At 37.0% G+C, this 12,822-nt stretch carries 18 protein-coding genes; 6 read left to right on the forward strand and 12 right to left on the reverse strand.

What is annotated here, in order from left to right; genetic code table 11:
• Nucleotides 1–59 precede the first annotated feature (59 nt).
• From coaW to QBK89_RS02000, 3 genes are all read right to left on the reverse strand, one after another.
• A complete protein-coding gene (gene coaW, locus QBK89_RS01990) occupies nt 60–914 on the reverse strand; it encodes a type II pantothenate kinase (RefSeq protein WP_284139342.1) in 855 nt (284 codons plus the stop codon).
• A 222-nt stretch (nt 915–1,136) separates the two neighbouring features.
• Nucleotides 1,137–1,502 (reverse strand): DUF4363 family protein, encoded by a 366-nt coding sequence (locus QBK89_RS01995; RefSeq protein WP_284139343.1) that lies wholly within the window; start codon nt 1,500–1,502, stop codon nt 1,137–1,139.
• Nucleotides 1,503–1,506: 4 nt separating this feature from the next.
• The gene (locus QBK89_RS02000) at nt 1,507–2,238 is read right to left on the reverse strand and encodes a DUF421 domain-containing protein (protein WP_284139344.1); all 732 of its coding nucleotides are present in this window, start codon (nt 2,236–2,238) and stop codon (nt 1,507–1,509) included.
• Between the two features lie 176 nt (nt 2,239–2,414).
• Between QBK89_RS02000 and QBK89_RS02005 the strand changes: the two genes are divergently transcribed.
• Nucleotides 2,415–2,870, forward strand: a complete 456-nt coding sequence (locus QBK89_RS02005; RefSeq protein WP_284139345.1) for an Hsp20/alpha crystallin family protein — start codon at nt 2,415–2,417, stop codon at nt 2,868–2,870.
• A 207-nt stretch (nt 2,871–3,077) separates the two neighbouring features.
• Here QBK89_RS02005 and QBK89_RS02010 read toward each other — a convergent pair whose 3' ends face one another.
• The 3 genes from QBK89_RS02010 to QBK89_RS02020 form a co-directional block, all read right to left on the reverse strand.
• A complete protein-coding gene (locus QBK89_RS02010; RefSeq protein WP_284139346.1) occupies nt 3,078–3,518 on the reverse strand; it encodes a GNAT family N-acetyltransferase in 441 nt (146 codons plus the stop codon).
• Between the two features lie 55 nt (nt 3,519–3,573).
• The gene (locus QBK89_RS02015; RefSeq protein ID WP_284139347.1) at nt 3,574–4,284 is read right to left on the reverse strand and encodes a class I SAM-dependent methyltransferase; all 711 of its coding nucleotides are present in this window, start codon (nt 4,282–4,284) and stop codon (nt 3,574–3,576) included.
• A 90-nt stretch (nt 4,285–4,374) separates the two neighbouring features.
• Nucleotides 4,375–4,629, reverse strand: a complete 255-nt coding sequence (locus QBK89_RS02020) for a YppG family protein (protein WP_284139348.1) — start codon at nt 4,627–4,629, stop codon at nt 4,375–4,377.
• A 196-nt stretch (nt 4,630–4,825) separates the two neighbouring features.
• Here QBK89_RS02020 and QBK89_RS02025 point away from each other — a divergent pair, with 196 nt between their 5' ends.
• A complete protein-coding gene (locus tag QBK89_RS02025) occupies nt 4,826–5,626 on the forward strand; it encodes a DUF2268 domain-containing putative Zn-dependent protease (protein ID WP_284139349.1) in 801 nt (266 codons plus the stop codon).
• Between the two features lie 91 nt (nt 5,627–5,717).
• Here QBK89_RS02025 and QBK89_RS02030 read toward each other — a convergent pair whose 3' ends face one another.
• On the reverse strand, nt 5,718–5,966 hold the full coding sequence (locus tag QBK89_RS02030) for a hypothetical protein (RefSeq protein WP_284139350.1): 249 nt from the start codon (nt 5,964–5,966) through the stop codon (nt 5,718–5,720).
• 519 nt (nt 5,967–6,485) lie between these two features.
• Here QBK89_RS02030 and QBK89_RS02035 point away from each other — a divergent pair.
• The 3 genes from QBK89_RS02035 (at nt 6,486) to QBK89_RS02045 (ending at nt 7,106) form a co-directional block, all read left to right on the forward strand.
• Nucleotides 6,486–6,632 carry a YjcZ family sporulation protein gene (locus QBK89_RS02035; protein ID WP_284139351.1) on the forward strand — a complete coding sequence of 49 codons (147 nt, stop codon included), beginning with the start codon at nt 6,486–6,488 and terminating at the stop codon, nt 6,630–6,632.
• Nucleotides 6,633–6,832: 200 nt separating this feature from the next.
• Nucleotides 6,833–6,943, forward strand: coding sequence for a YjcZ family sporulation protein (locus tag QBK89_RS02040; RefSeq protein ID WP_284139352.1), 111 nt, complete (start codon nt 6,833–6,835; stop codon nt 6,941–6,943).
• A 28-nt stretch (nt 6,944–6,971) separates the two neighbouring features.
• A complete protein-coding gene (locus QBK89_RS02045; protein WP_284139353.1) occupies nt 6,972–7,106 on the forward strand; it encodes a YjcZ family sporulation protein in 135 nt (44 codons plus the stop codon).
• Between the two features lie 115 nt (nt 7,107–7,221).
• On the opposite strand, the gene QBK89_RS02050 is transcribed toward QBK89_RS02045, so the two are convergent.
• From QBK89_RS02050 to QBK89_RS02070, 5 genes are all read right to left on the reverse strand, one after another.
• Complete coding sequence (locus tag QBK89_RS02050) at nt 7,222–8,430, reverse strand: S8 family peptidase (protein WP_284139354.1); 1,209 nt, start codon at nt 8,428–8,430, stop codon at nt 7,222–7,224.
• A gap of 309 nt (nt 8,431–8,739) precedes the next feature.
• The gene (locus QBK89_RS02055; protein WP_284139355.1) at nt 8,740–9,267 is read right to left on the reverse strand and encodes an aminoglycoside phosphotransferase family protein; all 528 of its coding nucleotides are present in this window, start codon (nt 9,265–9,267) and stop codon (nt 8,740–8,742) included.
• A complete protein-coding gene (locus QBK89_RS02060) occupies nt 9,204–9,533 on the reverse strand; it encodes a phosphotransferase (protein WP_284139356.1) in 330 nt (109 codons plus the stop codon). The genes QBK89_RS02055 and QBK89_RS02060 overlap by 64 nt, the downstream gene beginning before the upstream one ends.
• An 82-nt stretch (nt 9,534–9,615) precedes the next feature.
• Entirely contained in the window at nt 9,616–10,053 is a 438-nt protein-coding gene (locus tag QBK89_RS02065; protein ID WP_284139357.1) for a CBS domain-containing protein, read from the reverse strand.
• A 50-nt stretch (nt 10,054–10,103) separates the two neighbouring features.
• The gene (locus QBK89_RS02070) at nt 10,104–11,267 is read right to left on the reverse strand and encodes an MFS transporter (RefSeq protein WP_284139358.1); all 1,164 of its coding nucleotides are present in this window, start codon (nt 11,265–11,267) and stop codon (nt 10,104–10,106) included.
• 248 nt (nt 11,268–11,515) lie between these two features.
• Between QBK89_RS02070 and QBK89_RS02075 the strand changes: the two genes are divergently transcribed.
• Entirely contained in the window at nt 11,516–12,742 is a 1,227-nt protein-coding gene (locus QBK89_RS02075) for a dicarboxylate/amino acid:cation symporter (RefSeq protein WP_284139359.1), read from the forward strand.
• Nucleotides 12,743–12,822: the final 80 nt, after the last annotated feature.

A 12,822-nucleotide genomic window follows, 5' to 3' on the forward strand; every position in this document is an offset into this window, starting at 1 on the left:
ACGATGTGAATACTCCTCACACCGTCTTATTTCTAAAAAATATATGCTATAAATTCCGCTTAAACCAAAAATAATGCCCCAATTGCACCTGCATGAGTTCCTTTTTCTAAAAAAATAGGTTCATAATCTAGCATCCCTTTAAACTGAGCTAACACATTTTTTAATGGGGCATTTTCATGTATTGTGCTACCAACGAATACGATAGAGGAAACTCCTTTCGAAACAGCCGCTTGATACGAAAATACAATAAGAGTCTCGCCAATTAATTGTGCAAGAGCAGCCATTCGATCTGCTTTCGTTCCTTCCATGTTTAAATGTGCTTTGCCAAAATTTGCTGCCGTTAAATTTCCATTAAGTGGAGCTTCGCCTTGTCGATAAATATCCTTCACTAGTAAGTCTGTCTTCTGCTGATCTCCGTTTGATGCTAATGATACCAGAGACTTAAAATCAGCTTTCTCTGTTAACAAGCTTCCTAGACCTATCCACAAACCTCCACCGATTCCACTTCCAAAGAGACGCTCATAATGATCCGCCGTCACCGAAAAAATCGATGTACCTGTCCCCACATTAACTAGAATAAAGGCTTCTTCACTTCTTTTCTGTTGGAGTAAATAACGGGTTCCTGTCACCGTAGCTAAAAATTCATCAGCAATGCTTGCAGCATGTGTTATTTGTGCTTTTATTTCCATACTTCTTCCACCCGTTACAACAAGCTTTGCATCTGGCGCATTCGTCTCGAGCCATTTGTATAGCTTATGCAATTCTGTCGTTGCAAAAGTTTTAAGATATAACTTGTTATCCAACTGATAAGCTACCTTCACTAATGTTCCTCCAGCATCAATTCCGACCGTATCCAGCTTTCCCTCCACTATGTTCAGAGGCTTCACATCACATATTCCTTCCTGCTTATACATTCCAAATCATCCGAATTAAAAATATCATTGACATAATCGATTAGACAAACTATTGGCAAGCGTGTTACCCCCTTGAAAAAAGTTTTTCAGTAATTACTCATTTCTTAGCTAAAAAACGTTTGTATTCACAGAAATTATATCATATTTCAATTCCATACAAGCATTTCCATGAAGAAGAACAAGAGTAGCATCCTATTCATCGTTCTTCATCGCTCTCATCTGCTAATGTCCAATTTCCGCCCATACATATCGAAATTCCGCCATTTCTGCAATGACTCCAATCTGATCCTTGGCATCAATATGTCCATGTGCCCGTTCAAGCATTCTACTAATATCATTTATTTCATCCTGTCCTGCATTAAATTGAATGCGCATCACTACTTTGTTCCATGCATGTTGCGCTTTTTTTAAGCTCTCGGTAGCGTTCTTCCAATCATTTTCTTTCACACTACCTTCCACTTGCTTTATATAATGGATAACATCATCATCCCCCCATAATGGTTGCTTCAAGAAAGCACCTGAGGTCATAATAAAAATAAACACCGCCAACACAATGATTGGGATTATCTTCAGCCAACCTTTCTTCATATCATCACCATTCTAGATCCTTATAGTCACTTATATCTTTTGGTTGCTGCAATTTATCTTGATAGCCATCGATAAAAATAGTTCCTGCTTCATTAATCACTGCTAAAAATACCTCTTTTGGATGTTGAAATCCAAAATCGTTTATTTGTTTTTCTAACCAAGCATAATTTAAACGAAGTTGCTGTAAATTTTTCTCCATCACTTCTCCGTCATAAATAAGCTCCGTACTCATCCCTTTATAACTCGGTTTTAACCGCAAATCCTTTAATGTAACTGGTTGATATTCCGGTTTTTTTAATATCGATAGCTTTCCATCTGTTTCAAGGACCGCATAGTCTACTTCCGTCATCTCAAAAACACCATTTTGTCGAAGCTGAACTAATAAATCTGTTAGCCGATATCGCATTTTTTTCATATTGTCCTCCAATAGCTTCCCCTTTTCGATGACAATCGTCGGCTCCCCATCAATATATTTTTCTAGCTTTCTCCGCTTAATTGTTAACCATTGAAAAATTAATACAAACAATGCCCAAACAGCAAGTCCCACCCAATGTGCCCATGTACTATTTGCTAAATCAATGGTAAGCGAACCTGCAATAGATCCAATAGTTATGCCAAGAATATAATCAAAAAAAGTAAGCTGGCTTACCTGCTGTTTGCCAAGAATACGCGCAAAAATCAACAAAGAAAAAAAAGCAATTAGTGCTCTAGAGAATACAACTAACGTTTCATTCACTTTACGTCCCCCTTCAAAAATAACAGGAACATTTTTACTTATTGTCTGTTGTGACTCTCCTTTTTATGCATTCACATTGATTCAAGCTAATCATAAAATAGTTTTATTCGCCCACTACTCTTTCCTATTTCACGCATAGGTTATTAATGTAAATTAATATTGGAGGAGGAAATGATATGGATTCTAGAAAGAATAACCTTTCCCGCTTCGATGTGGATATGTCTCCTTTTAGGGATTTCGTTAAACACATGGACCGCTTTTTCAATGAATCCTTTCGTGAAGCCAATTCAATCTTTCATTTAAGACCATTTTGGGTTGATGTGCGTGAAACGGAAGCAAATGTCATTGTGGAGGCGGACTTACCTGGCTATAAGCGTGATCAAATCGAGCTAGAGATAATTGGAAATCAATTACGCATTGCTGCGGAGGATAAGGCATCACAGAAAACACAACATGATAACAAGCAATATTTCCATAGTCAACGCTCCTTGCAACGAATGGAACGGTTTATCACATTACCATTTACAATCCCAGAAAAAGAAACGAAAGCACAATTTGAAGACGGTAAATTAAAGGTTCTAATACCCAAAAAGAATCAAAACCGAAAATATATCGACATCCATGAGGAATAACCTTTATTCTAATGGCATTCGCATCCCTCTATTGCGAATGCTTTTTTCGGGATTTTTCTTTACATGGGCAAGGAATCTAACATCCGAAAAGTCGCTTATTGAATGGAATGTATATTGATAATGATAAGTTTTACATTCCTTCTGATTTTCCAAGCTACTTACCGGAACAAAAAGATAGCCGGAACTTATGCCCGGCTTAATTATTTTCTAATCTTTAAATTTTTTCTCCATTAATGTCATCACATCGTAAAAGCCTAATTCCTCATAAAGCAGCTTTGCTCCATTTCCAGCAAATACATTTAATTGTACTTTCGAATAGCCTTCTTGTTCTAATCTTTGACATGCATCTATAAATAATTTTCTTGCAATACCTTGCTTTCTATATCGGGGAAAGACATAAAGCTCGGTTAACATGCCAATTATTTCGTTCGAGTACATATCAAACGTTCTTCCGACACCAATCCATCCTTGGATTTGGAAGTCTTTTTTAAAGACAAGATAATATCCACCATCTGCTAAAAAGGATGCCATTGTCTGTACGAGCAATTCACTTGGCTTTACCATTCCAACTGTAGCCTCATGCATTACAACAAGGGAATGGCTTTGGATAAACTTTATTTCATCATTTGTAGCTTTTGTTATTAGCATCCCTTAACCATCCCCATTTTGTTTTATTGTCTGATAAACACACCAATTCATATCCTTACAGCTTACAATGAAAAATACGGAAACCAAGCTCTTTCTGAAATTGTTTTGTTAAATAATCGTGCTCTAGCAGTGTATCTACATGTGCATCATCAACGCTTTCTGAAAGCTGAAATTCAGGTGCGTCATCAACTGTTATCTGATGGATATCATATTCAAACGTTTTAGAATTAGTCATTTTAAAGCCAGCATTCTGAAGTAAAGACACCCATTCCTCTTCTTTAAATATTTTTTCCATTCCATAAAAATCAGTAATCTGATTAAGCTCTTTACTCGATTTCTCTAGCACCATCTCAATGCAATAGAAGATACCATCGTCTTTCAATACACGACATATTTCTGATATCGCTTTTGATACATTCGTAAATGCAAGCACCGATTCAGAAATAACCATATCAAATGAATCGTCTGCAAAAGGAAGTGCTTCTACATTGCCATTTACAACGTTTATTGTGAGTTGCTCCTGTTCCTTTCTTTTTAAAGCTTTTTCTACCATCATTTCATGATTATCTAGTGCGGTTACGTTTGCCTCATACTGTTTTTCGAGAAAGGCTGCTGTTTGACCTGTGCCACATCCAACGTCTAGGATGTTTAGTCCTCTTGGGATGCTCACTTCATTAAGCACGTATTTGGTAGCTAGTAATCCTCCGGGATGTGCACCACCAATTCCCATATATGCCAAACACTCCAAGTATTTATTTTTTTCCAAATCACATTCCGCCTTTAATTTTTCATACGTTATTGTATGACTACAGCAGCCAATTGTTCCATATCTACGAAATCTAACGATGATGGATTCTTATTTAAAAAACTTTAACATCGGACTTACCTGACCATATAATTTTCCTACTTGTTGAACTGTATTGGTTATTTTATTCATATCAAAATTCCCATCAGGGGTTTGAAACATAGACATTAGGTTAGATGTTGTATTTTTTTGCTGAGGAGGCTGCTGTTGAAAAGGTTGTTGAAATGGCGGGCGATTAGAAAAAAGTCCTGGTCTTGGTGGCTGCTGAGGCGGACCTTGATTCGGTGGGGGTCCAAACGGAAACATCCTGCATCACCTCCTATTTTCCGATTTGTACTATCATATTCTAGATTCTATTACTTTGAAAAAGATAAATGTCCAGCATTTAGTAAATTTTCACTACTTTCGAGATAGTGCCATAGATACGAAGCAATACATACACTTTTATTAAGGCGGTGTTGAAAGGCTATTAAGATAAACCCTAAAGCGAGGAGGTAGAAAAATGGGCGTTATTCCAACGAACAATTGGTTGCTCGATAACGATGGAGATGCTCAATCAATCGGGGAAAAACTCAGTCCCTATTTCAGTGGATATGATGGTGTAAATATCCTTCGATATTTACAAATGCACGGGTTAGATAGACAGCTAGGAAAAGACAATACTATTATTGAGAAGCTAAATAAAATGAAAATATGGGAGCTCGTTCGATCAGACGTAAAAAAACTAAAAGCAAAATGGAACGGACCAGATATTCCTATCTTTATCTTTCCCTCTGATTCATACAACAAGGAGCTTCGAGATAATTATAATTCTAAATCAGGATTATCCTTTCGCGACAAACTCTTCTTATTCGTATCCGAAAAAAACACCGCAACAGAAATAAAAGCACTCTTTACACATGAATATAATCATGTTTGTCGATTGCATTATGATAAAAAAGACGAAGCAGATTATATACTTTTAGATTCAATCATTTTAGAAGGGCTCGCCGAAAATGCTGTTCAAGAAAGGTTTGGAGAAGCATATACTGCAAGCTGGACCTCCCTTTATTCAGATAAACAATTAGAAAAAATATGGAATGATATTATTCTTCCATCGTACGATTTACCAAAAGCGCTCCGAAAACATCGAGATATTTTATATGGAATGCGTTTTTACCCTAAAATGGCTGGTTATTGTGCAGGGTACTATAAAGTAAAGCAATATTTATTAAAACATACATGCGATAGTAAAACCCTATTTAAAATTCCTTCCGAACAAATAGCTGGACTTTTTATGGAAAATGAAAACAGACGGAAATAATACGCCGTCTGTTTTCTTAACGTAAAAGGGGATTATTAAAAACAACCATATGAACCAATTGTTCATTTTTTTCTATTTTTACATCGCAATATTACCATAAGAAAAATGGAAGTAATGCAAATGAGGCAATTGCACCAAGCGCAAGACCGAAGCCAAACCCATAGAACGGTGCGTAAAATCCGTATCCATATCCCCCGCCTTGACCAAGCGGACGTAGATAAACACGATTGTGATCTACATTTTGAATAATTCCTCGATGGACTCTTCCATCTCTCGTTTTAATCTCAACTGCCCTACCTTTATAACGATTGCATAATTGATGATAGTGCTGTACAGACATTATTTCACCTCCAAAAATTATGAGCATATGACATTATATGTAGATCGTTTATTTACCGTAAGGGACAACTGTATCAGGGAAAATGCGGAGAATAATTCACATCATTTGAAAAACCTTGTCATCTCGATTCACATGCACTTTCGAAAATTAGGAGAAAAAACCTCCACTAGGCATCTGCCCTAATACAGCGGATTTGGGGGAATAACCATAGCAAACTTAGTCGCTTTACATATATTAATTGCAAAAGAACATGGTGTTCTTTGCTAATCACTGTGTAGTATTCTTACACAAATATAGAAATACACCAGCGTTCTTTTCGCCAATTACAACCCCGGCATCTATAAGATTGGCTACCGTGGCATTTTGAAAGAAGGAGAAAAAAATTTATTTGCTGCGGCTATTAATCGCAATAAGAATTCACCTACAACGAGCATTTCCTATGTAACATTTCACGTGACACACTTCCCTTCTTTAATGCAACATTCACAGTGAAATTCTAATTAGAAAGGGGGAATTTAAATGAGTTTCGGTAGAGGATATGGTTATGGTTGCCCAAGTTATGGTTACACAGCTCCAGTAGCGCCAGCGTACGGAGCGGGAAAAACCTTTACCTTAATCGTTGTATTATTTATCCTACTAGTCATCGTAGGAGCAGCTTGGTGCTAATATAAATCACACATTGATTAAAGCTGCCAATTAGTCAGGGATAGTAACCACACAGAAATTTAAAAATCCCCCAAATGTTCAAAAGGTTAATCTAACTATCTATGAACAACGCCTAATCGTTAAAAAAATGGGATAACAACTATACCAACCATTCCTGACTGCATATATTGAAAATAAATAGCGTATGGAGGTGTTTGTTTATGAGCGGAGCTGCTGGAGGTGCTGGATACGGCTATGGTGGTGGATTTGCCCTACTAGTCGTGTTGTTTATTCTTTTAGTTATCGTAGGTGCTGCCTACATTGGGTACTAATCAAATAAGTAAGTAAGGAGGAATTGTTATGTCTTATGGTTGTGGATGTGGAGGATATGGATATTCAGCTCCTGCATACGGCGCTGGCGCAGGTAGTGCTTTTGCGCTTATCGTTGTATTGTTTATCCTCTTAGTAATTGTTGGAGCAGCTTGGTATTACTAAGTCGTAAAATAGATTATAAATAACGGCAAAAAAGCCATGAATAGTCAAAAAAATTCCTTAATAAAAAAAGAGCATCGTCCACAAAGTAAAGTGGAACGTTGCTCTTTTTTCTATACTAATAGTTTACTGCATCAAAGGCATTAATTATTCCATACTTAAAATAGGTTCCTTTTCCTGGGATTGTATCAGCAGTATTTTGAATTGCTGCACGTACTTGGGAATTATTTTTCCCTTGACCTGTTAATAGACCTGCCAATCCTGCTACATAAGGAGAAGCCATAGATGTACCTGATAAATAAACATAACGATTGTTAGGATAGGTAGAAGCAATATCTACTCCTGGTGCCATTACATCTACCCATGTACCATAATTCGAAAAGCTTGCTTTTCGATCATTACGATCTGTTGCACCAACTGCGATTACATTTGCATAGGAGGCAGGTTCAAATGTTGTGGATACACCATCATTTCCAGCTGCTGCAATAATAACTGCTCCTTTATTCCATGCATAATTAACTGCATTTTCTAATGTTGTTGTGTTACAATCACATCCGAGTGATAGATTAATAACTTCTGCGCCATTATCTGCCGCAAATCTTATCCCATCCGCAACATTAGCAAGTGACCCACTTCCTCTTGCATCAAGTACTCTAACTGCGAGTATTCGAGTATTGGGAGCCATCCCTGCAATACCAACTCCATTATTTGTTTCTGCCGCAGCAATTCCAGCGACATGTGTTCCGTGCCCATTTAAATCATTAGGGGTATAATCTTGATCAACAAAATCATATCCAAGAATTGTTTTTCCATCTAAATCGGCATGATTATAATCAACACCTGTATCCAAGACAGCGATTTCCTGACCCGTGCTCCCCTTAGCAACATCCCAGGCTGTATTGGCATACGTATGGAATAACCCATATTGATAGTTAGGACTAAAATACGTATCATTCGGTGACCACGCTACATTAAATTTAAAGTTTGGCTCTGCATATGCCACATTAGGATTATTATTCAATGCTTTCACTACTGCTTCAACATTTTTTACCTTTAATATCTTAAACGGAGATTTGACAGCATCTAAATCTGGCAATTCTTTGGCATCCAATTTCTTTAAAAGCTCTTGCTGCACTTTATTTGATACGGTTTCATTAAACTTTACGATAACTTCATCTTTGACAAAGCGACTTTCAGTAACAGCACTACCTTCTAACGTCTCCTTCGTCAATTCTTCTCCACCTTGACTGACAGCAGCTTCACTCACTATTGGCATCCCGATAATAAATAATGCGATAGCCAACCCATTCAGAAACTTAGATTTCATTGCAAATTCCTCCTTTTTAAGATTTACATATGTATTCTAAAAAAAGAGCTGATATCCTGCTTCTTATGGGTTGGGAAAAAAATGTCGATTCGAACCATTTTTTTTCGAACTATTTGCCTATTTTTTATCAAAAATATCCCTTTCATCTTGAGAAAAAATAGGAAACCCCAATAAAATTAAGCTTTATTACTTTAAAATTTATTGAATAACATTGGAAATATTTTAAAAAACAGACGTTTTTTTACTATATTTTATAAATTTTCAGATATATTTAAGGTAAATGACCTACTATCTTTTATAAAAAAACTCTTAAAAAAATTCGTATAATCCTTCCGCAAAATATGTATATTCCATCTTGTTTAGTAACCTTTCGCCATATCCCGCAAAAAAATGGATCCTATCTTCTTCCGTTTGGAAAGCGAATGGCTTCGGGCGAATGGCAAGTGCAACATCATAACGTGGGTCTCCATATGCACCTCCACTCCAATCGATGACACCACTAATCTTCCCATGACTAATTAATACATTATCAACAGTAAAGTCCCCATGAATTAGTCTTTGTGGATAAAAAGCAGGCTTGTTCTGTTTCAGCTTCTGCAGTAAGCTTGGTGAGCCATCTACTTGATAATGCGTTAAGTTAATCATGGCATTATCGAGCATATCATCTAACCAAATATTATTCGCCTGTTGCCATTCTTTCGGACACGGAGTAAGATGTATTGTTTTTAATATCTTTCCATACTGAAAAAGCAGCTTTTCTTTTTGTTCTTTTTCTACAGCTGTATTAACACCTCTCCTAGCGAGATTCCCTTTAGTCTTTCCATTAATAGCCAGCATTGATTTAACTCCTGTTGTACTACTTTCTCATAGACCTTTGGGGTCGGTAAGCTCGTTTTATCCACCATTTCTAAAGCCTCTATTTCTTTCTCTAGCCAAGACCGATACTGGTTTCCTTTTGCTCGTTTCAATACATAATCGATTTCTTTTGTTTCTATAAATGCGACATCTGATGTACATCCTTGTTTTGGAAAAGAAATCTTTACGATATCACCACATTTTTTCTTTATTTTTAATGGGATCTCATTCCGTGTTATAGGCTCCATCTACTCCCCCCTCATTTTTCCTCATTTTACCATGTAAAACAAAAAATAGCCCCTCACTTCAAAAAATGAGAGGCTATCTTCTCTATTGCTGTGGCGCGGAAGGAGTGGATATACTAGATAACGCTTGTCCCGCCTTTTGATCATGCTGCTTATCAACAGCTAAATCACCAAGTGAAACCATCCCGACGATGTTTTCATTTTCAACGACTGGCAAGCGACGAATTTGTTGTTGTGCCATGAGCTGGGCAGCTTGCTCCACTTCCATTTCAGTTGTTGCTTGCACAACACGCTGCGCAGTCATCACTTGGGATACTGGGGTTTGAGCTGCTTCCCCCTGTGCAGTTGCTCTTAACGTAATATCACGATCTGTAATAATGCCAGTCATTTGACCACTATTATTCACGACTGGTATTGCGCCAATATTCTTTTCACTCATTAAAGCTGCTGCTTCTTGAACAGACTGTGTTTCGTTTACAGTTACAACGTCCGAAGTCATTACATTTCGTAATTGTTGGCTCATTGTATAACCTCTCCTTTCATAGAATAGGATTGGTTATACGTCTTAAAATATTAAAGGGAAATTTTTCTTGCACGTGTATGAAAACTGCATTTTTTAGCAATATAAAGAAGCAGCCCTGCACTAAAGAGCATCATTACACCGCTAAATATAAACGGAATTCCCCATATCTCTGTAATAATTCCTGAAATAAACGAACCGGCAACAACACCTAAAGAGAAAAACGCGTAAAAAATACCATACGCCTTTCCGCGATCTACTTGTGTTGACGCATCAGCTACCATTCGATTCATGGAAGGAAATACAAAGGCAAAGCCAGTTCCATAAACGATCATTGCTACAATTCCAATCCATAAGAACGGGGTAACACTTAAAATAAAGAGGGCTATTCCAATTAGTGTGAGTCCAGCAGCTACTAAAGATAAAGGGCTGAACCGATCATATATTTGATTAATTGGCGTTAAGAACACGACAAGTGCCATAATTCCAAACGTACTCAACAGCATGCCCGTTGTTTCTGTTGTCATTCCTAATTCCTGAACCTTAAGTGGCAAAGCAAATGCAAGTGTTCCATTACTCACCATTAAGGCAAATGCACCAAGTGACGCTTGAAGCAATGCAGGTGTTTTTAATAACGGAATAAAATGTTTTAAATTGACTTTCCCACGTTCTCTAGAAACAAAAGACTCGTGAAGATATTTTAGTACAAGCAGTGATGTAATAAAGAACAATCCTGCCACAAGTAAAAAGACATATTCTACTTCAGAGCGCGCCGCCATTGATCCACCAATAGCAGGCCCGATAATAGCAGCGATTCCGATTGCCGCTCCAGTATATGCCATCGTTTTTCCTCGAGATCCTTTTATTGTTTGATCTCCGATATAAGCAAATGCTGCAGGGATTAAGAGACCTCCTGCTAACCCATGCATAAAGCGAACGACGAACAACTGCTCACCAGATTGTGCAAGTGGGTAAAACAGTAAAATAACAAAAACAGATATCATCCCTGTAAAAAGCATCCGCTTTCGACCATATTTATCAATCCAATGCCCACCGATTATATTTCCAACCATATTGGTTAAGGAATATACTGCGACGATTGCACCAGTTAATATTTCCGAAGCTCCCAATTCTATTGCAAAAGGAGTAATAATCGGAAGCTGTATAAATGTATCTAAAAATGAAACTATAATAAAAAAATAAAGCATTTTTGACATACTTACATTCCTCTCTTTCTCCCACTAATTATACTTTAAAATCTAATATAATTCAGAGGAAAAAGAGTGAAATCAACGTTTTGTCACATATTCTACAAAAAAATGAGACAATCCATGCTTTCATTGTCATCATAAATCATTCAAAAAGGGTTATTTTTCACATTTACATCATCTGAATGTAGTAATCCGTCTTTTTTTGGTAAGATAAGAATACACATTAAATCTATCGAAAAAGGCGTGGAATAACCATGATGAACATATGGAAAAAATACAAATCTACATCATTTGTATTAAAAATGTCAGTTGCTTTTTTATTAGGAATTCTTTTCGGAATCATTTTTCGTCAACAAGCAAGTATTGTTGCACCGCTTGGCACATTACTCATTCATTTACTTAGCTTAGTTGCTATCCCAGTTATCTTTCTTACTGTTGTACTCGCTGTTAATAAAATGAACATAACAAAGCTCGGAAGAATGGGTGGAAAACTGATTTTATACTATGTTGCTACTACTGCAGCAGCCGTATTAATAGGCTTAGGCCTAGCACTTTGGATTAACCCTGGTGAAAATCTTTCTTTACCAAATGTACAAGTCGACAAACCAACAACACCAAGCTTTTCTGACATCTTACTTCAAATCGTTCCTAAAAACATTTTTGCAGCATTTACAGCTGGCGATTTAATGGCAATATTGTTTTTAGCTATCATTATTGGTGTTGCTATTTCATCCATGCGATTCTCTACTGATAAAAAGATGAAGGAATATGGAACTATGCTCGATACGTTTTTTACTGCTTTAAATGAAATGTTTTATAAGATTTTGCAAGGGGTTCTTTTATACGCACCAATTGGTATTTTTGCTATTAGTGCTTCTGCCTTTGGCGGTCAAGGCTGGTCAACAATCCAATCGCTTTTTAAATTTACAGCTGTGTTTTACATTGGTATTCTTTTGCTTTGGGTATTTGTTTATACAGCATTTCTTAAACTTTCTGGCACCCCAATCCTCTCCTTCTTTAAGGAGACAAAAGAAGCTTATACGACTGCTTTCTTTACATCAAGCAGTATTGCATCGTTACCAATTGCAATTCAATCCGCAAAAAAAGCTGGTGTTTCCGAAACTACCGCAAATTTTGCCCTACCATTAGGTGCTGTTTTTAATTCTGATGGTGGTGCTTTACGTATGGGGGTTTCACTCGTCTTTGCTGCAAACATAACGAATCTAGCACTTTCTCCAACTGATTTTCTTATCATTATCTTAATAGGGACATTGTTATCGATTGGAACTGCTGGTGTTCCTGCTGCTGGTTTAGTTACTTTATCAGCTGTTTTGAGTATGTTTGGATTACCGCTTGAAATTGTTGCACTTATTGCGGGTGTAGATGCCATTATTGGAATGGCCGGAACTGCTTCAAATGTCATCGGCGATATCGTTGGTGCTGCCGTCGTAGACAAATCTGAAAAGAAACGAGCAGCATAACGACTACTGCTTTAAAAATGGCCTCCTACGTCTAATCTAGGAGGCCGTCTTCTTTACTTTTTTATATGTCAATTAAACAA

The sequence above is a fragment of the Virgibacillus sp. LDC-1 genome (assembly GCF_030137545.1).
In the GTDB taxonomy this organism is placed as follows: domain Bacteria; phylum Bacillota; class Bacilli; order Bacillales; family Amphibacillaceae; genus LDC-1.